Annotated in this window: 27 protein-coding genes; 14 read left to right on the top strand and 13 right to left on the bottom strand. The window is 41.2% G+C overall.

The genetic code is table 11. The annotated features are described in order from the left end of the window. Positions 1 to 341: 341 nt before the first annotated feature. Together HWQ38_RS02510 and HWQ38_RS02505 are read left to right on the top strand one after the other, a co-directional pair. A complete protein-coding gene (locus HWQ38_RS02510; RefSeq protein WP_292789748.1) occupies positions 342 to 800 on the top strand; it encodes a hypothetical protein in 459 nt (152 codons plus the stop codon). A 3-nt stretch (positions 801 to 803) separates the two neighbouring features. After that, positions 804 to 962, top strand: coding sequence for a hypothetical protein (locus HWQ38_RS02505; protein ID WP_292789746.1), 159 nt, complete (start codon positions 804 to 806; stop codon positions 960 to 962). A 47-nt stretch (positions 963 to 1,009) separates the two neighbouring features. Here HWQ38_RS02505 and HWQ38_RS02500 read toward each other — a convergent pair whose 3' ends face one another. The 4 genes from HWQ38_RS02500 to HWQ38_RS02485 form a co-directional block, all read right to left on the bottom strand. Continuing rightward, entirely contained in the window at positions 1,010 to 1,273 is a 264-nt protein-coding gene (locus tag HWQ38_RS02500; protein WP_292789745.1) for a hypothetical protein, read from the bottom strand. Positions 1,274 to 1,723: 450 nt separating this feature from the next. Beyond that, on the bottom strand, positions 1,724 to 2,362 hold the full coding sequence (locus HWQ38_RS02495) for a hypothetical protein (RefSeq protein ID WP_292789743.1): 639 nt from the start codon (positions 2,360 to 2,362) through the stop codon (positions 1,724 to 1,726). 110 nt (positions 2,363 to 2,472) lie between these two features. Beyond that, positions 2,473 to 2,631 (bottom strand): hypothetical protein, encoded by a 159-nt coding sequence (locus HWQ38_RS02490; RefSeq protein ID WP_292789742.1) that lies wholly within the window; start codon positions 2,629 to 2,631, stop codon positions 2,473 to 2,475. A gap of 28 nt (positions 2,632 to 2,659) precedes the next feature. Beyond that, positions 2,660 to 2,968: a putative quinol monooxygenase gene (locus HWQ38_RS02485; protein ID WP_292789740.1), complete on the bottom strand. Its 309-nt coding sequence runs from the start codon at positions 2,966 to 2,968 to the stop codon at positions 2,660 to 2,662. A 254-nt stretch (positions 2,969 to 3,222) separates the two neighbouring features. On the opposite strand from HWQ38_RS02485, the gene HWQ38_RS02480 reads away from it, so the two are divergent. Next, on the top strand, positions 3,223 to 5,490 hold the full coding sequence (locus HWQ38_RS02480) for an ATP-dependent RecD-like DNA helicase (RefSeq protein WP_292789738.1): 2,268 nt from the start codon (positions 3,223 to 3,225) through the stop codon (positions 5,488 to 5,490). Here the strand turns inward: HWQ38_RS02480 and HWQ38_RS02475 are convergent, their stop codons facing one another. After that, on the bottom strand, positions 5,491 to 5,682 hold the full coding sequence (locus HWQ38_RS02475) for a hypothetical protein (protein WP_292789737.1): 192 nt from the start codon (positions 5,680 to 5,682) through the stop codon (positions 5,491 to 5,493). A 415-nt stretch (positions 5,683 to 6,097) separates the two neighbouring features. Here HWQ38_RS02475 and HWQ38_RS02470 point away from each other — a divergent pair, with 415 nt between their 5' ends. The 6 genes from HWQ38_RS02470 to HWQ38_RS02445 all read left to right on the top strand — a co-directional run bounded on the left by HWQ38_RS02470 (position 6,098) and on the right by HWQ38_RS02445 (position 8,580). After that, positions 6,098 to 6,253 (top strand): hypothetical protein, encoded by a 156-nt coding sequence (locus HWQ38_RS02470; protein ID WP_292789736.1) that lies wholly within the window; start codon positions 6,098 to 6,100, stop codon positions 6,251 to 6,253. A 209-nt stretch (positions 6,254 to 6,462) separates the two neighbouring features. Then, positions 6,463 to 6,651 carry a hypothetical protein gene (locus HWQ38_RS02465; protein ID WP_292789734.1) on the top strand — a complete coding sequence of 63 codons (189 nt, stop codon included), beginning with the start codon at positions 6,463 to 6,465 and terminating at the stop codon, positions 6,649 to 6,651. Further along, positions 6,593 to 7,129, top strand: a complete 537-nt coding sequence (locus tag HWQ38_RS02460) for a hypothetical protein (RefSeq protein ID WP_292789733.1) — start codon at positions 6,593 to 6,595, stop codon at positions 7,127 to 7,129. The genes HWQ38_RS02465 and HWQ38_RS02460 overlap by 59 nt, the downstream gene beginning before the upstream one ends. A gap of 175 nt (positions 7,130 to 7,304) precedes the next feature. Beyond that, positions 7,305 to 7,661 carry a hypothetical protein gene (locus HWQ38_RS02455; protein ID WP_292789731.1) on the top strand — a complete coding sequence of 119 codons (357 nt, stop codon included), beginning with the start codon at positions 7,305 to 7,307 and terminating at the stop codon, positions 7,659 to 7,661. Between the two features lie 242 nt (positions 7,662 to 7,903). Next, complete coding sequence (locus HWQ38_RS02450; protein ID WP_292789729.1) at positions 7,904 to 8,221, top strand: hypothetical protein; 318 nt, start codon at positions 7,904 to 7,906, stop codon at positions 8,219 to 8,221. Next, positions 8,218 to 8,580, top strand: coding sequence for an aspartyl protease (locus HWQ38_RS02445; protein WP_292789728.1), 363 nt, complete (start codon positions 8,218 to 8,220; stop codon positions 8,578 to 8,580). Before HWQ38_RS02450 ends, HWQ38_RS02445 begins: the two co-directional genes overlap by 4 nt. A gap of 21 nt (positions 8,581 to 8,601) precedes the next feature. On the opposite strand, the gene HWQ38_RS02440 is transcribed toward HWQ38_RS02445, so the two are convergent. The 3 genes from HWQ38_RS02440 to HWQ38_RS02430 all read right to left on the bottom strand — a co-directional run bounded on the left by HWQ38_RS02440 (position 8,602) and on the right by HWQ38_RS02430 (position 10,322). Next, positions 8,602 to 9,180 carry a tyrosine-type recombinase/integrase gene (locus HWQ38_RS02440; RefSeq protein WP_292789726.1) on the bottom strand — a complete coding sequence of 193 codons (579 nt, stop codon included), beginning with the start codon at positions 9,178 to 9,180 and terminating at the stop codon, positions 8,602 to 8,604. A 204-nt stretch (positions 9,181 to 9,384) separates the two neighbouring features. Further along, positions 9,385 to 9,627 carry a hypothetical protein gene (locus HWQ38_RS02435; RefSeq protein WP_292789725.1) on the bottom strand — a complete coding sequence of 81 codons (243 nt, stop codon included), beginning with the start codon at positions 9,625 to 9,627 and terminating at the stop codon, positions 9,385 to 9,387. Between the two features lie 206 nt (positions 9,628 to 9,833). Next, on the bottom strand, positions 9,834 to 10,322 hold the full coding sequence (locus tag HWQ38_RS02430) for a hypothetical protein (protein WP_292789724.1): 489 nt from the start codon (positions 10,320 to 10,322) through the stop codon (positions 9,834 to 9,836). Between the two features lie 94 nt (positions 10,323 to 10,416). Between HWQ38_RS02430 and HWQ38_RS02425 the strand changes: the two genes are divergently transcribed. The 3 genes from HWQ38_RS02425 to HWQ38_RS02415 all read left to right on the top strand — a co-directional run bounded on the left by HWQ38_RS02425 (position 10,417) and on the right by HWQ38_RS02415 (position 11,629). Beyond that, positions 10,417 to 10,716, top strand: a complete 300-nt coding sequence (locus tag HWQ38_RS02425; protein WP_292789722.1) for an HNH endonuclease — start codon at positions 10,417 to 10,419, stop codon at positions 10,714 to 10,716. 289 nt (positions 10,717 to 11,005) lie between these two features. After that, a complete protein-coding gene (locus HWQ38_RS02420) occupies positions 11,006 to 11,413 on the top strand; it encodes a hypothetical protein (RefSeq protein WP_292789720.1) in 408 nt (135 codons plus the stop codon). Between the two features lie 51 nt (positions 11,414 to 11,464). Further along, positions 11,465 to 11,629, top strand: coding sequence for a hypothetical protein (locus HWQ38_RS02415; protein ID WP_366933213.1), 165 nt, complete (start codon positions 11,465 to 11,467; stop codon positions 11,627 to 11,629). A gap of 102 nt (positions 11,630 to 11,731) precedes the next feature. On the opposite strand, the gene HWQ38_RS02410 is transcribed toward HWQ38_RS02415, so the two are convergent. After that, the gene (locus HWQ38_RS02410) at positions 11,732 to 12,187 is read right to left on the bottom strand and encodes a hypothetical protein (protein WP_292789718.1); all 456 of its coding nucleotides are present in this window, start codon (positions 12,185 to 12,187) and stop codon (positions 11,732 to 11,734) included. 557 nt (positions 12,188 to 12,744) lie between these two features. Here HWQ38_RS02410 and HWQ38_RS02405 point away from each other — a divergent pair. Then, the gene (locus HWQ38_RS02405; RefSeq protein ID WP_292789716.1) at positions 12,745 to 13,254 is read left to right on the top strand and encodes a hypothetical protein; all 510 of its coding nucleotides are present in this window, start codon (positions 12,745 to 12,747) and stop codon (positions 13,252 to 13,254) included. 578 nt (positions 13,255 to 13,832) lie between these two features. On the opposite strand, the gene HWQ38_RS02400 is transcribed toward HWQ38_RS02405, so the two are convergent. The 3 genes from HWQ38_RS02400 to HWQ38_RS02390 all read right to left on the bottom strand — a co-directional run bounded on the left by HWQ38_RS02400 (position 13,833) and on the right by HWQ38_RS02390 (position 15,683). Then, complete coding sequence (locus HWQ38_RS02400) at positions 13,833 to 14,045, bottom strand: hypothetical protein (protein ID WP_292789715.1); 213 nt, start codon at positions 14,043 to 14,045, stop codon at positions 13,833 to 13,835. Between the two features lie 409 nt (positions 14,046 to 14,454). Then, positions 14,455 to 15,279 carry a hypothetical protein gene (locus HWQ38_RS02395; RefSeq protein WP_292789713.1) on the bottom strand — a complete coding sequence of 275 codons (825 nt, stop codon included), beginning with the start codon at positions 15,277 to 15,279 and terminating at the stop codon, positions 14,455 to 14,457. 104 nt (positions 15,280 to 15,383) lie between these two features. Beyond that, a complete protein-coding gene (locus tag HWQ38_RS02390) occupies positions 15,384 to 15,683 on the bottom strand; it encodes a hypothetical protein (RefSeq protein ID WP_292789711.1) in 300 nt (99 codons plus the stop codon). A 222-nt stretch (positions 15,684 to 15,905) separates the two neighbouring features. Here HWQ38_RS02390 and HWQ38_RS02385 point away from each other — a divergent pair, with 222 nt between their 5' ends. Beyond that, entirely contained in the window at positions 15,906 to 16,088 is a 183-nt protein-coding gene (locus tag HWQ38_RS02385) for a hypothetical protein (RefSeq protein WP_292789710.1), read from the top strand. Here the strand turns inward: HWQ38_RS02385 and HWQ38_RS02380 are convergent. Then, positions 16,069 to 17,274: a hypothetical protein gene (locus tag HWQ38_RS02380; protein ID WP_292789709.1), complete on the bottom strand. Its 1,206-nt coding sequence runs from the start codon at positions 17,272 to 17,274 to the stop codon at positions 16,069 to 16,071. The genes HWQ38_RS02385 and HWQ38_RS02380 overlap by 20 nt on opposite strands. Positions 17,275 to 17,326 lie beyond the last annotated feature (52 nt).

Genomic DNA, 17,326 nt, shown 5'->3' with positions numbered 1-17,326 from the left:
GTGATGCAGTAATGCACACCTCGACCCTAACTGGGGCGATCGCTCTAATTCAAGCGAGGATAAAGTCAGAGCGATGTCTACTTTAAGGGGCTGCGCCTACGCCCCACTTAAAAATACTTTTCGAGGAAAACTCAGGAGGAGCGATGGCGCTCTTGCACCCGCACAGAAGCGATCGCTATGAAGCTAAGAGAACTTACACAAGCGATCGCTATCAAGTGGTTTTGGATGGTTCTATGCTCAGTTAACTAAAAATTATAAAATTATAAGATTTGATTGTTTTGATACTGGTAATGGTGCAAAATGTCCTAATCGTGTGGATTCGAGTTTTATAGGTTTGCCCAATGAGCTTGAGACAGGTTTATCATCAAAATAATCGTAAATCCTTACTTACTATTGGAGGCATAACTATTGTTGTTAGCTTATTTCTTTGTTTAGTAATGGCGATGTTTCTGCCAACGCTAGCATCCAGTTTTATTCTATTTCTAATAATTGGTAGTTTTCTAATCGGAATTGCAAACAGTGAAATTGTCATTTCACCAGAAGGGATTGAGTGGCATCAATTCGGCTTTTGTACTAGATCCCCTTGGAGCAATGTAGCGAGGATAGCACCATTTCAATCAGATAATGTTTTGACACAAGCGATTTACTTCCATCAGCCTGCTCAACAATTCTTTAAACTATTTCCGTTCCAGCCAGTTACTTCAATTAAAATGATTCCACTTTATCAATTTAGATTTGATGCCGATAGTAAATTAGGAAGAGATTTACGATTGTATAGACCTGATCTGTTTAATATTTGAGTTTTGAGAATATTAATCGCCCTCACCCTGAAAAATCAACCGATGCCTACGGCGCTCGTAGAGAGGAAATTGAGAAGTAAATACCTTGGGGCGATGTCTGCGACAAGCAACTCTTGGAGCGCCGAAGGGCATCGCACCTACAAAGAAAATCCCCACACTTGAGGCAGGGACTACAGGCTTACTCTAAGCAGCTATTGATACAAGGTCAACTAAGATACTTTCGGCTGCTGCCATAGGATGAGTTTCAATTTTTCGCAGTTGCAAGCCCCATTACTAATTTCTCCTTCGTGGTCAGCTAGCCAATCATAAATTTGTGCAGCTTTTGCTAATGCCACTCTCTCTGAACGATAAAGCCCAGGAGTAGGGCAGTAGGCTTGGCCATTGATGTGTATAGCTGCAATCTGCCAATAATCGCTCTCTGGTACAACTTCTAAAAACCCGTTACTGTAAGGCTGGATTATTCCTATGTTCATCTACAAGCATCAAACTTTCTAACGTTGGCCACAACAAAGCTGATGCCAGCCATTCAACCGATTCAAAGCCGGAATCACCAGGGAATGCAGTAGCAACCCCAGAAGAATGATTTTAGGTTCGTAGTCAATAGAAATCTGAATTATTAGTCACTTTTTGGCTTGATTTCGTTATTGGCAGTAATACTAGTTAGCTAAATTACTCCTCGGTCAGTAATGTAGTTCAGATATTCTTAAAGGAAAAGTTACACACCTGGAGCGATCGCCTGCGCTCTTGTTAAGCTGATTTTATGAAAATTCCCAACTGCGTTACCGTAAGCGTTGCGTTAGCGAGTCTTCTCCCAAGGGGAGACGCTTTAGCGCAACGAGCGTCACAGCCCGCCGCTCTCCTCGCTGTCTCCTTTACTCACATAACCCCCACATCGTCTGTGCGGTTTACCCTATGTTCATAGCTCAATTTGACAATTGATTTTTGGCAGTTGAAAAGTTCAATTCCTGTTGAATACTTTTGGCGTCATCATACAGATTTGTCACTCTCAAATCATTACTTGGACAGCTAACATCTGGAGATTTCTGCCCTTGATCCCTGACTTGAGTTGACGTACCAAATGAAACAGATTTACCACATGGTTTGTACGGTAATTTTGACAACGGTTTCGCTGCTGAAATATCATTGAAAAATTTCGTAGCTGTATTTACTTTAATTTCACCTGCACCTTTTCTGTTGCAAACAGTATAAGTTGCCTTTCCTGATGGCAATACACGAATTTTATACTTACAGGTATTTGTAGAACCACTATTAAAAATAACTGCTGGCTGTTCAGCATTAAGCTGTTGTGCAAGTATTCTCAGAGGAAAAACACATAAGGGTGTAGCTAGCAATACCGAAACTATACTAGTTTTATATATGTTAAAAACTTTCACTTTCACCTCACACTGATTTTTTGAGTTATCTAAAAAATCCTGTAATAGCACTAGCTTGGTTAATACTTGATTAACCGATATCAGATTTGTGACCAGCGCAGTTACTAGACAGAAATTATAGGGATTTTTTAAAACTATAATTGACTGTGTACTTTTTAGATATGTCATTAAAATGTCAATGTTGTGTCAGAATCACACATATTTTTTATGTAGTATCCCAAGAATTGACGCTATGCCCATGCGCCAGCAAGAAATGCGCTTTTCGAGGTAGAAAGTAGCTATAAAATACAAGCGAGGAAGCGATCGCTTGTGACAAAGCAGTACACTGCTGCTATACCGAAAATCAAAGAGTGCGATGGCGGAAGCGCCCACCGGAGACATCGCCCTATTACCCCGGTGAGAAGAATTAAAGAACCAACTGTCCTGTCTGCAACCATTTCAAGATTCCACTCCTTGGATACTAGGCTAGGCGATCGCAGCCAAAATAGAATAACGGCGGATATCTGGTGGCGCAGCTATTAATCCTTCTAGCAAGGCTATTGGTACTTGCAGACGGCGTGACGCTAAATGAGTATCCAGTGCTGCCGCAGATTCCCACTCTTCTACAAAAGTAAAATCTGTTGGCTGTGATTGATTTTGTAAAAGTTCATATTTAATCACACCTGCTTCAAGTCTTGTTGGTTCAATCAGTCCCAATAATATTGCTTTGAGTTCTTCTACTTTATCTGGTAAGGCCACAAAACGAGCTACAACATGAATAGTTTGGTTAGTCATTGGTCACATGGTAATTAGTCCTGCCGTCATTAGTCCATAGTCAACAGTCCATAGTCAATAGTTATTGCGGATTGCCTTAGCATCAGTTAGTCATAAGGCGATCGCCTATTTCCTGAAATTCAAATGCCTGCGGCGGTAAACTACGCTATTCTCCATAATTTCTTATATAGTACAAAAATACTATTAAGGTTAACCTCATTGCTTCATAGAACAGTGAGTATCGAGTATAATAGCTGCGCCGTTTCCTGAAAGTGATGTCCACCACACCCCTGCCAAACCAGCAACAAGTCAACGCGACTCTCAAGCACGAATCAATTACCGGAGTCGTGGAACGCCTGACCTATTATAGTCAAGAGTCAGGTTATACTGTGGCACGTTTGCAACGCTCTGGCGCAAAGGAACTAACTACAATTACTGGTAGCTTTGCAGATATCCAGCCAGGACAAACGCTGCAATTAACTGGTTTTTGGCGCGAACATCCCCAATATGGTTTGCAATTTCAAGTTGTTAACTACAAAGAAACCAAACCTGCAACTCTCACAGGAATTGAGAAGTATTTAGGTAGCGGTCTAATTAAAGGTGTGGGGCCTGTTACTGCTAAACGGATAGTTGCCCATTTTGGGATAGAGACTCTAAATATTATTGAAAACCAAATTGAGCGCTTGAGCGAAGTCAACGGCATCGCCAAAAAGCGCATTGCCATGATTCAAAGAGCCTGGAATGAGCAAAAAGCCATTAAAGAAGTGATGGTATTTCTGCAAGGTCACGGCGTTAGCACCACTTACACAGTCAAAATTTACAAGCAGTATGGTGATAAATCCATAGATACAGTTACTCATAATCCCTACCAGCTAGCGACTGATATCTATGGCATTGGTTTTCTTACTGCTGATAAAATAGCCCGTAATTTAGGGGTTCCCGCAGATTCTGAGTTTCGCTACTGTGCAGGGATGACCCATGTATTGAGTGAAGCCGCAGAAGATGGACATTGCTATTTACCACAGAGCGAACTGAGTCAGAACGTGATTAAACTGCTCACAACCCAGGAGCATCAACCGACAGAAGATGCAATCGCTGTGACTATCAAAGATATGGCTTTGAAAGATGAGCTAATTAGAGAACGTGATGCCGATAAAACGCTCAATTGCTACAAGCCTACTTACTTTTACACCGAACAAAACTTAGCCCAATTGGTACGCGATGCCTGCGGCGGGCGTAGCCATCGCCTCACCTGCACCATCAGTTCTGATATTCCTCGCGTCCGCGCTTGGTTAGAGCGTTTTAGCAGTAGCCGCAAAGTTTCACTATCACCCGAACAGCAACAAGCAGTAGAGATGGCTGCTTACTCTCGATTCACAGTAATTACAGGTGGCCCTGGTGTCGGTAAGACATTCTGCACTAGCACCATAGTCAGTCTGTGGAAGGCAATGGGTAAATCAATTGCCTTGGCTGCACCAACTGGACGGGCTGCCCAAAGATTAGGCGAGATGACGGGACTAGAAGCTCAGACCATTCATCGCCTACTGGAATTTGACCCCAGAACTCGCAGTTTTAAACGCCATCGCACTAATCCCTTACCCCATAGTGCAATTATTGTAGACGAAGCTAGTATGCTCGACTTGTTTCTAGCGTATTCTTTGGTTCAAGCTGTGGCAGACAATGCCCAACTCCTGTTGGTGGGAGATATTGACCAATTGCCATCGGTAGGTGCGGGTAACGTGCTGGCTGATTTAATTAATTCGCGTCAAGTGCCTGTGGTGCGCCTCACTCAAGTATTTCGCCAAGCTGCTACTAGCAAAATCATTACTGCATCGCATCTAATTAACCGGGGACAATATCCCAACATTGAATCAATTTCTGACACACCTGAATCTGATTGTCTTTGGCATGGTGGAGGATTACAACCAGAACATGGAGTGCAGGCAATTAGCGAGTTGATTACTGATTTTATTCCTCGGCTTGGTTTTAATCCTGCTAGTGATGTACAAGTGCTTGCACCAATGACACGGGGATTAGTCGGTACACGCAATCTCAATAATGTACTGCAACAATTGATTAATCCACCTAGTCCAGAAAAAATTGAAGTAACCAGGGGTGGGACTATTTTTAGAGTTGGTGACAGAGTAATTCAATTAACTAACGATTATCAACGCGAAGTCTTTAACGGCGATGTGGGATTTATTACTACTATTGATACCGAGGAACAGGAAGTAATTGTACAGTACCAAGAGCGCGAAGTTACTTATGATTATGCTGACATGAATGAGCTTGCTTTAGCCTGGAGCGTTAGCATACATAAGTCGCAGGGATCTGAATACCCAGTAGTGATTTTGCCTTTGTACACGCAACATTACATGATGCTGACTCGGAATTTACTTTATACGGGGTTAACCCGTGCCAAGAAACTGGCGATTATTATTGGGAGCAAGAAGGCAATAAGTATGTGCGTTCGTTCTACAAAATCCCAGGAGCGATATACCCGATTGCAAGAGAGGTTACAAGCAGCGTTACAATCCGGCTAGTTAATGAGCATTCTGCGATCGCCCCCATAAAATTCTTAGAGGAAAAATTGCCTTTCCAGCGTAGTTTACCGCCGTAGGCATCGCTACCTGTACTGGATAAACTGGTGCTATGCCGAAATTACCAGAGTCCGATCGCCTACTTTCCTCTCTAGAAGACGCTACTCGCGTTCGCTTGTAAATGCTTGTCAGCAATGCCTAACGGCGGCAAGAAACGCTTTGGCTCTACAATCAGTTCATTGGAATTATATTGGGGACAAATATGTTTTATTTATGTCATCAATATTTCCCTCAAATCAGCAACAAAAATTATCTATATGAGAAGCATTGTTGAGATTTTACCTAAATTTTGATGTTCCGATATTTGGAAATTACACTTACAAAAAGTTCCCCCGTTGAATTCCATCTTTCAGATTAATATTTCTATAAATTTTGCAGCTTCAAAATTCGGAAATTCGGAAATAAATTAGCATTTTTTAGTGACATAAAAGGTTTATTAATATTTTTTTATCTTCGGAGAATAGGAGGATTTTTTTTACTTTTAAACTACGATTTAAATCAAGGATAGTTAACTGTCCTTGATTTAAATCAACAGCATGGAATTAATCTGATGAATAGAATTAAAATTGCAGATTTAGTATCAACTCATTCTGATAACTATCTCCAGAATTTATCGGAAGAAGAAGAAGCAAGAGTGATTGGAGGTTTATGGCCTCTAGTTATTGGGATTGCTATTGGATGTGCTTTACTTTTAGCACATGATTAATAGGTAGTAGATAGTAGAAGCCACTCCACACAACTTCATAAAATTTCTCAGATTCTAGAATGCGACATCCTTCTAGACCTTAGCCCCCATAAACTCATCGGGGCTTTTATTTTTATCTATCATACAGCCCAGCCATCAAGCGAACGCGCAGAGCATCTCGTTGGCGCAGCCTAAGAAGAGAAGAGAGTCAAAGTTTCACGCAAGAAGCGATGTCTACTTTAAGGGGCTGTGACGCTCCTGCGTCGCTAACGCTACGCTATCGGTGTCGCCCCCGTAAAATTCTTAGAGAAAAAGCCAGCTTCAAGAGCGATCGCTGTTTTGTGGCAGTACACTGGTACTATGCCGAAATTACCAGAGTGCGTAGGCGTAGCCCGCCTTCGGCATCGCTGCCTCCTTAATCCCCATAATCCCCACATAGTCTGTGCCGTTCACCCAGCAGGGCCACAGGGGGATAGTTGTTTGGACTTTCGAGAAGATTCCAACATTGAGCCAGAGGAACTATCCAAACTGCACAGAGAGGGACATACAATTGCCTTGCTGCAAGGATTAGAGGAATTGCTCTCTAGGTTTGATAGCAATCTTGATATCGATGTTGCGCCTAGCAGTAAATCGGTTTTGCAGCTGGAGTTGAAGCTAGAAACCAAACTAGAGGCTATCTCTGGGCAGTTGGAAAAATTGTCACGGGCTATTTCATCAACTCGATATAACAGTCAACCCAAACAAAGAAGACAAGCGTACCCACACCAACAGCCCCAAGTTGAACTCCTTGCATTACCTCCTGAAAACTTAGCACCGCGACTAGGTTTAACACCGTCGAGCCTCGCAACTGAGCTCGAATGCCTTGGGCAAGTTCCAGATTATGGTTCAGTACAATAATACTCTTGTAGGTCAAACATTGTGATTGTGCCTTTGATGAAGGCGAAGATGGGGCAAACAGAAACGCCCAAAGTGATCGCGCATAAGTTAATTATCAAAAAATAAGTTTTATTTTTATAGTACAAATATACTATAATATGATTGCATATTTCAAATAAAAAATTGAGGAATAGATATGACAAAACCTCGTAAGAATAAACGCAACCAGAAAAATGGATTTGACCCCAAACTCATGACACCACAACAAGGAACTCTCAACCGCAAAATCATCCAACGGTACAACCTTTTTGCAGAACAAGAGGCAGTCTCAATGGGGTTTCTACCCATTACAGGAAGTGAATGCCTTTGGGGTGTTCTTGTAGATTTCAAAGCTGGACGTAGTGACAAAGAGAGTTTTAAATGGTTTAAGCAAATGGTCAACAAGTGCCAGTGCGACCCCGAACATTTAGCCAAGTTGTACGAATCGATTCACTCAAAACTGGCAATGTACGACCAATTAATGGATAGCGAATGCAAACGTTTAGGAATTTAAACGGTAGATTGCATTCCCATTGAGTCAAACTATAATTAGTTAAAAATAAATCTGTAAAGCTAATTCATCCTCAGTTAATACTTACGCTCAACTGAGGATGAATTAGATTTTTATGATGTTTTGGATTTAAATGACAGTTCTGTGCAAGCATTAGGCGATAAAATACTCACTTCCATCGCGATCGCTTTTCCCTTGCGAGAATGGTGCAAAATATAGATATTGCGCTCAACAGATAATTAACTATGACTTCAGCCAAGTCTGCTCGTACAGTACGCCGGGGTAGGATTTTTCCAGAAATTCAGTGGTCAGAACACCACAAAGCACAATGGAAAGCTGAACGCCAAGCATTTTTTGAGCGCTGCCAGTCAATTTTTGAGCAGGTACAACCACAATTAATTAAAACTCATTATAACTGGTACATGGCAGTCGAACCCGAAAGTGGAGAATATTTTGTTGACCAGGATGCATTTTTTGTTGCAGATAAAGCACATCAAAAATACCCAAATGCCAAACTGCACGTTTTCCGCATCAATGAAACTGGGGTGTGCGGCAGAATATGATTTCGGGCAAGTTCGGTGATGAGGATGAATTATTTTTTGAAATAGAGTTGATAGCTGCTGATGGATTAGAAATACCAGTAGAAGCACTTTTTGATACAGGTTTTTCTTGGTGGCTGGCAATTAATAACCAGGATTTAGAAGCACTTGATTGGATTTATGTAGAACAGCAAACAATGCTTACAGCCCAAGGAGATGCAGAATTTGATATTTATTTAGGGAAAGTCCGAATCGACGGACAAGATTTTGATATTCCTGTCCATGTGGGTGAAGGAGTGCCAGAAGTTTTACTTGGTCGCCAGTGGTTAAAACATCGACGGTTGGTGGTGGATATGCCGTTAGGGGCATTAACGCTGGGATAATTGCATGACTCTATGAGTTTTTCAATCAATTGTGTTCCACTTGATGCCAGAAAAGCGTTTGGAATTAACTTTCGTATATTTTTCTGTGTGGCGGATGTCCCGATGTCCTAAAAATTCCTGAATAAATCTGGTACTATGCCCCTCATTCACAAGGTAGTAACCGCAAGCATGGCGTAACTGGTGCGGATGGATTTTGATGTTTAACACAGCTACTTCCCCCAACCTAGTCAACAATCTTTGTACCGCAGCCGAGGTTAACCTCTCTCCCCTTTCCCCAATAAAAACGTAATTGCCACCAATATTTAATTCCTTTAATTCTTTCAATGCCTCGATTTCATCTACAGGCAACGGATGAACACCGCTATCACTACCTTTTTTACGCGTGATAAAAATCTCCTCATCTAAAAATGAAATCGCATCCCATCGCAAATCGCAAGCTTCCGACACCCGCAAACCGTGGCGAAATATTAACAGTATCAACGCATAGTTCCTCACCTTGTACCGTCCGTAAACTTTTGCCGCTCGCAGTATGCTGTTTACCTCACGTACTGTAAGATATTCCCGTGACCTGTAATCCTTATTCTTACGACGTACCAGCATTTTGGCTATTTACAACTGTTCGTATTATACGTCAAAATACCAACACTACCCATTCTCCCAAACCCTGATGGTTTCGTGAATATCCACCCCGAAAATTACCCCAGTTAAGCCACGCTTATCATTCACACCCTCAAAATCCCAATTTCAGCCCCATTGATAAGTTTGGCAAATATCTATCCTTTCTCTCTATACAAGGCTTAGGGGTTACTCCAAGTAGTGCCAACTTGATTGCTGACTGGCACTACAGGTAGTGAAGTGTTCTTGTGCTAAATTCAGCCAACCGCAGCAATCGGTTATCAAGCCCTCATCCCACTCCCCAACAAAAGCCCCGCATTCATAAATATCTTGGTAGGGGGCATTGATATCAGGCGTGATATCATTATTTCCGGTTGCGGGAAAAGGCGATCGCCCAATATAAAAACCTAATAATGGAGAGAGGGCAGGCACGATTTTTCCCAAATTGGGAAAAGCGATCGTCTACGGTGCGATAAATTCAGCTTCAGGAATCGCACACTTGTAAATCCTTATATCAATTAAATTACCCGAAGAGTCGAAATCGAACGCTTATTCACCGTAGACTGTCTGTAAACAGTTGAATTCCGACCGCGAAATTGTCAAGAGAGATTTCTATACTGATCTGTCCCGGATAGTCATTATCGATAAACAGATATTGGGCTGGCATATTCCAGCAATCGTTCCCACCCCCAGACCCATGCAGTTTTTACTAGGATCTCTTTACCGTTGCTAAATTTGATAAATTCTCCACCTCCGTCAAAAAATACATCAACAACCAATTGATTCCGCACATCGCGTCCCCACATTTTTTCTGAGGCATTCCACCACCGTTGCCCAGGCGAAGAGAACATCTCCCTTTCTAAATATTCATCACGCCATGCTTTCGGCTTCCAGTTATCCTGTAGCGCACGGATCAATAAAGCATTGGGGAAAATCTCTTTCTCATGTTCACTCAACCACAGAGCATATTCAATTGCACTTCGCAAGGCATCCTCTAAGTCATACGAACAACCTTCAAGTGCATCTTGGACTTCGGCATCTGCAAAATTAACACCGATAGATAAGAGCGCTGGTTCGTATTTCTTAAATACCTCGTACTCAACCGATTCCTTTTCCCAAAACCACATAGCCCACCCCTAACTATGTTGAACTCCATTTATAGTAGATTACTCTTATCCAAGAATTGATAATTAAATTGCAACGCATTTTTAGAATCAGGAAATGCCCAAAAAATCTCAGTCACGTTATCCAGGAAATTGGTCAGATATTGCTCTGGAAGTCAAACAATCGGTGGGCTGGCGTTGCTCTTTGTGTGGCTTACAGTGCATTCGCCCAGATGATGATACGTCCGAACTTACTCGTTCTCTTAGAATGGCGCTAACACTAACAGTACATCATAAAAATTTTATGCCAGAAGATAATCGTCGAGAAAACTTATATGCCTTATGCACAGCTTGTCACCTCAGTTTTCATACGCGACGCAGGGGAAATGTATCGCCAGGACAACTGTCTTTATTTTGATCGGGCGTTGTGGATAAGTGCTGTAGCAAGATTGTAAATTTAATTTTTATTGGCTTTTGACCAGTTCAGCCGTATTACCATTTAGCATCACGAACCCAAACCAGTGGCACTTTTTGTGCCGAAGTCACCAAGCCAACAGAGAATAATGATCGCCATGATCGGGGGCGGTATTCGCGGTTCGTCGGCGTATTTAGTCCACTTAGCTTTCCTAGTTATACACACTATTGGAGAAACCGACTTTTGAAACTATACTAGAATAGCTTTATCCAGATATACACACTAATGGAATATGAGCAAATTAAAGCGCGGAACTATTGGCAAAGAGAAAAGAACTCTACACCCAAATTCCAAGGAGAATTTAAGGTTGGGTCCAGAGTCACTTATGCAGGGGAACAAACCAAAAGTCCGGCACAACTTTACCTTATTTGAGGAAACCGTAAAATGGCTGCAAGAATATCCCAGTGCCAGCGCCAAGATTGACGAATTGGTAGGTCAGGTTAGAGAAGGTCAGTTAGTAGCAATTCAAGAAGTTCCTAACACTAAGCAGCAGATTGCAGATAAAGATTTGGCATTGAAGCAGATACGGAGCAAATTAAAAAAGGCTGTTAAGCTACTTAACTCGGCACTGCCACTACCCGCCAATAAGGGTGGAGTTATTAAAGATCAAATCAGGGAAGCATTGGCAATATTAGAGTAATTCCATTAGTGCGTATTTTTGGAATAGCTCTATTGGTTTTGAAATTAGCTGATGAAGGCGGCGCTGGATGCCACTGATGGGAATATCAGAAAGGTGCAGAAATTGAGCCGTCATGCTGACCCCAGAACGCTGATGATTTATGATGACAACCGGAATAAAGACCTGTGGGAGATGTCGGAATTGTTAACGGGTATGTTGAAGGATTCGGATAATTAAATGCCAAAACCTTTACATTTGCTTATGTCAATTCTATTTTCTTCAAGACTTTAATTCCTGTTGTCTATTCAAAATCAGCGAACGGACAGTAATAATTCAACTTCAAGAGATTTCTTCACCATTAAGGTAGTAATCAAAAGACTGGGGAATGGCAAGATGATCAGCATTCTGAAGCGTACATACCAAGGTTAGCTTTAAGGCTTCGGCACGTTCCATTAATTCTTCTTCTCGACGACGCAACTCTTCAGCTTGAATCTGCATTGAGGCTTTCCACGCTTCAATATCTTGGGACAATTCTCGATATTGACGACCGATTTTAGAAAATCCATGCAATGTGGAAATGATTGCTTGTGTAGCCTCTTCAATACGCTGCACTCGATGACTGGTAACTGTTATATGTGCAACTATAAGTGATCCAGATGGGAACTTATGATTGATGTCAATTGCTACTTCTTCTTTAACTGGTTGCCAAGTGTACTTATCAACTTCTTGACAGTGGAGATAGAGTAATTGCTGACCAAATAAGGGCTTTTGACCAATGGAAGCTAAATAACGCATAATAATGCCTTTCCAAGAGAGATACTATCAGTAAATTAAAAAGTTTTATAAGTACCTAGACAGAATTAATTACATATTATTTATTTACCAATCCTTTGCCAGTTAAGTATTTCAGTCCAGATTTTTGTGTAATTAATTTTGTCTTATTACTTAGAAGCCTTAGAGGATATTTTAAAAGTCATGATTAACTTTCTATCACTGAAAAAATTAACGAAACTGAGCATATTTTTTTATTAACTACTATTGTCACTTATTTATATGAAATTAGCCTTTGTTAATGTTCAAAGTCATCAGTAATTGTACCGCTTAAATAATTCAGCATTTCTCCTTTAATGGCTAGCGCCAGATTAACCCGTAAGTGTGATCGCTCTTGAGTGGGAAATGTAGCAAAGCAGCAGATTCACCTGAGTTCACAAGATTTCCTTGAACAGACCGGATGATGAAGGTGCTGGTGAGCAGCGAACAGAAACGTTAGGCTAAGTTGATTTTTTAATGATCTCAAAAAAACTGTAGTGTTTAATCTAGTTGCACTGTTAGACAACTAGATAGACCCTTCTATGACCGATAAACCTCTCCGCCCACAATTAAATATTCGGCTAGACAAACACCCCTCGCTGCTAGACGATATTAAACAAGCAGCCAGCGATCGCAACACAACCGCCAGCCAATTCGTGCTAGACGCAATTCTCCGCGCACTGGGCAAACCAACAACTACCACACCCACTGACACAGCTTCTCTAGAGGCAATCCTGGCGGAAGTAGACGAACTTATAGACGCTAAACTAGACAAACGCCTAAAAGAGTTTGAACGGCGATTGCTAGCAGAATTTAGACAAGATGATAGACAGTCAGCAACAGAGGAAGATAGACAAGTTGTTGAAGAAGCTAGACCAGAAACTAGACCAGATTATCAGGAAATGCGCGATCGCGTTTTAAAGTCCTTGACCACAGGCAGGGGGAGAATTGCCCCATCAGCCCCTCAATATAAAAGCGCAGTCAAAGTATTGGACAGATTTATCACTGAAATACAGGGAGATACAAAAACGCCCCCAGGAGATTCAACTTAGCTTCAAGTGAATATGTTGTAAAACATCTAACTGAGTTCCACACCACTGAGCAATATATGATTCAGCATCTCTTCTTTTGTGGCCAATCGAAAACGCACCCGCGTTAATTGTACCCCAGCGACATCTACCATATTCAAGTGGACTATGCCTTAGAGCAGACCTTAATATACATGCAGGTAAGTGTCCTTTTGGCGCTGTGATATCTGTAATGTCATAAGAGATTGTAAAATAAAAGCTTCCTTGAGAGGCATAATAACCAGGGTAAGCGCATCTCAAATTGTATTGACAAAACATACATTTAATGTATTAAGGATATAATAGGGTTTTATAGTTCGGTTGTTTTCTACAGGCTAATAGCGATCGCCTAATCTATTATCAATAAGCTGTACTTAATGCGATTACTTGGGTCTTTATTGAGATTAGGGCTTTCTTACTGACAAGATGCGCTTACCCTGGCTTGTCGGGTAGTTCACTACAGGTAATTTACTCGCCCATTTTCGTACTTATGCTCCCATCTGAGAATTGATTTAGTATATGAGTCGAAAGTCGCTCATAAAGCTAAAAAGTGATGCCATCTCTTATATCTTTTCTGCTATTCGAACGGTACCACCATTAATAGGGATATCTGTTGAAGTTATTAGAAGAGCTACATCAAAATCTATTGTGCTTGGATTATAGCTGGCTCCGCCTCTAATAACTTGTAGTTCGTCCTCATCGTTCAGTTCTACAAATAAATTATCTACTAGATCATCTACTTGTGTTTTGATTTTATTGTTTTGAATGTTAGACATGGTTGTTTGCAGCGATGAAAGAACACTATTATATTTATACAATAATTTTTGACACACTCCACACTCCTCCCACTCAATAGCGCTGTTCTCAATATTGACAATAGCTTATGTGTTGCCTCAGATATTGCACCACCATCTTGTTGCGAAAATCAAAGCCCAGAAAGCCTATGATTACGTACAGAGTCTGTAAATTACAATTTTCCGTATTTCCTGAAATCAGTACTTGCACACTCTGTAACTTACAGAGTATATTGGCAATGAGATAACAACAATTCCCCACACCATAAAGGCATAGGGAATTTTCAGAGAACGAATACGTGAATTTTGGCGCTGTGTGGGGAAAATTAGCTAGTCGTCAGTTTTAAAATTGTTCGGGAGCGTAATCGGCTTTGTTATTTACCATCCATTTCTATATTTCTTGCGCTCTTTTTTCAAACCATTTTACAAATTGCGGAAAAGTTTGAGGATTAATAACCTGATCTACAGGAAACTCATAGAGGTATGCATAACGGCTAAAGTATATGCCTAATCGCCTTATCTCTTCAATCTCTGGGTCAAATCGTCTTTCAATTAGCGATAGAACGTAGTATCCCAGCAATTGGTCAAAGGCTTTTCGATCCAAAGTAAGTTTTATTGTCGTCTTGACATCAATCAGTAGATCATCCAAAATTAAATCCGCATCTGCTCCTTTAACTAGAAGACTGCCTGGGCCAAAATCAGGATTTAAAAGAACCCTCCCTTGTGTCCTAAAAACATTAGGCTCGACAATGTTAATTAAATTCCTTAAGTCTGCAATATCTTCCTTATCTATAAATTCCAGATTTTTAACAATATAATCACTCCGGCGCGTCAGTGGATCTAGCTTTGCAAGCAATAAAGTAGATTTGAGCAGTTCATCTGAAAATTTTCCAGTCTCCAAAAAGTTTAGATAATTGTGTCTCGCCTCTGCAACGATTACATTTCCAATCTCATAAAGGTTATTTTCTCCTCGTCGTTGTAACACCCTTAAAGCTCGTTCTGCTGCCCATCCCCCCTCGTCCTCCTCAGCTTGAGGGTTAATATATTTTGCATAAAATCTTAAAAGGTAATCTGCGGCTGTGCCGATCAACCGAGAATGTCCTTCTAAAATTAGGGGTGCTAATAATTCTCGTTTTACATCAAATTTTGGTTTTTGAAATTCAAGGCTGAATTTAGCTCGAACGTCTGGTATTTCTAGAAAAGAAGTAAGAGACATAATTATTCTCAAAAAATCAAAAACCAGCTTAACTAAGTCGGATAGCAAAAGATATGATGAATTATCATTGACTTTTGCAACAAGCTAAATTATGTTTACTGCCTTTAAAAATCATCAGGACTCAGCACCGTTTGTAAGGATTCTGGCAGATATTCATACTCATCTAAAATAATATCCGCCATTGTTAAATACCACAAATGGTAAAGCTGAGGTTCTTGATGGCTACCTCCTAAGCTGAACCAGCTATTACAGGTGCGAATATCAACATGACAGATTTGTGAAATTAACTCACGGCTTACATCCCATTTGGCGACAAATTCTTGATGATCTAAAATTGGTACAGCATAAATAAATGCTCTTAGTCTTGCTAATTGTTGGGGCGTTAATGGTTTAGGATTACTCATGAAGCCTCACCCAATAGGCATTCAATAGCAGAGTGCTGTGCTGGCGTGTCTGATAAATTAAGAAGCTTTATAGATTGTGGATATTGCAATGCTATGTGAACCGTATCAGTCACAGATTCAGTCGGTGTTATGAACATTATTTTGATGATGCGAATCATGGTTTTTTGAATATCTGGAATGAGGTTTTAAGGGGCTATTTAAATTCCAAGCAGGATTAATTCTATGGACACCACAGAAGACACTTGGTGTCTGATGGTGTCTGCGGTGGTGTCTCGTGGTGTCTTTGCTGTACAAGGATTTGAGCGTTTGGTGTCCGTGGTGGCTGGTGTCTGGTGTCTGCCCAAATCGGGGGGTTTTCAGGGGAGACACCAGACACTCAAGGCAGCTAAATCTGATTTAGTTTGATAACACCCTCGGCTATCCAGTCCGCCATACCTGCCCCCACAATTTCATACATCCAGCCCTTGATTTGTTCAACAGTGAATCTCTCACCAGCCACTTTAAAGTTGCCCTTGTGGATTGAATACCAGTCAGCCAAGATTAACCGGACTGGTTTAGTTTTGAACTGCTCACGATCATGCTCTGGATATTGCGATCGCTTCAGAAAAATTCCATGAACTATCTCCAGCGCTTTTAGTGCTGCTTCTGGTGATGATGGATCATAAATAAAAACCTTGCCCTTTTTTTTCAGTCCATTAAAACTGTCATTCTTCCGAGCAATGACATACACATCAGCGTCGGGGAATTTTTCAAATAATTTACTTACCCAGAATGCTTGCGTTACGGATTTCCCCGCACCACTGGGAGCCGCTAACAATGTGCTGAGTTTTGAAGAAACTAATTCATCAACGATGCGCTGACCAATAGCCAAATCATCGTTGGGTGTGATTGCCTGTTGCTCAGTCCCAGAAACTTTGTCATCGGAACGGGTAACATCATTTAAAGTTTGACCTGTGAGCGCTGGCTGGCTATTAATTGCTTGTAATTGTGCTTGTGCTTGGACTTCAGCTTGTAGTCTGACTTGCTGTTGATAAATAGCTAATTCTTGGGGTGACATCGCGGCTAATTGCGCCCCTCTCGCTTTTCTATTTTCAGCCCATTGGTGAAATTCGTAATCTAGTTCAGCACTGTATACTTCTTTATGTAATCGCAATCCGTGCCAAAGCTTGTTAATCTGCCAGTCTGTGCGGGTAGATTCTCGGTATTCTGGCATCAATTGAATTAATCGTTTTTCTCGTGCTTTACTCAGTCCGTAAGCACCAGTCATTAACACAGTTGCACCCAATCCCCACCAAGGTTTATCAGGATTACTTGGGGGAATTGTTCTTAGTCGGGTAGCCTTCGCTGGCAGAAAACTTTCACGCTGAAATTCTGGGTTAGCTGGTGCGTAAGTCTCGGCGTAAAACTCACTTTCGGGCATGATGTAACGTTTATTAGTTGTGCAATAATTGGGTTTGTGCTTGGGGCGAAAACAGTACTCAACTAAACTAATTTGTGTTCCGGTGAAGGACTTAGCACCGCACATCATTGCCGCTACTGCCAGCACTCCTACAGTAACGTTATTGGCAATTCCAGACCGTTTATAATCCAATACGGTTCAGTTAAGGCTATGCAGTGCTTAAAATAACAAACACAGGAGGATT

The sequence above is a fragment of the Nostoc sp. NMS7 genome (genome assembly GCF_017115085.1).
Classification (GTDB): Bacteria; Cyanobacteriota; Cyanobacteriia; order Cyanobacteriales; family Nostocaceae; genus Nostoc.
The sequence above is the reverse complement of the archived record's forward strand: the minus strand, read 5'-3'. Positions and strand labels throughout refer to the sequence as shown.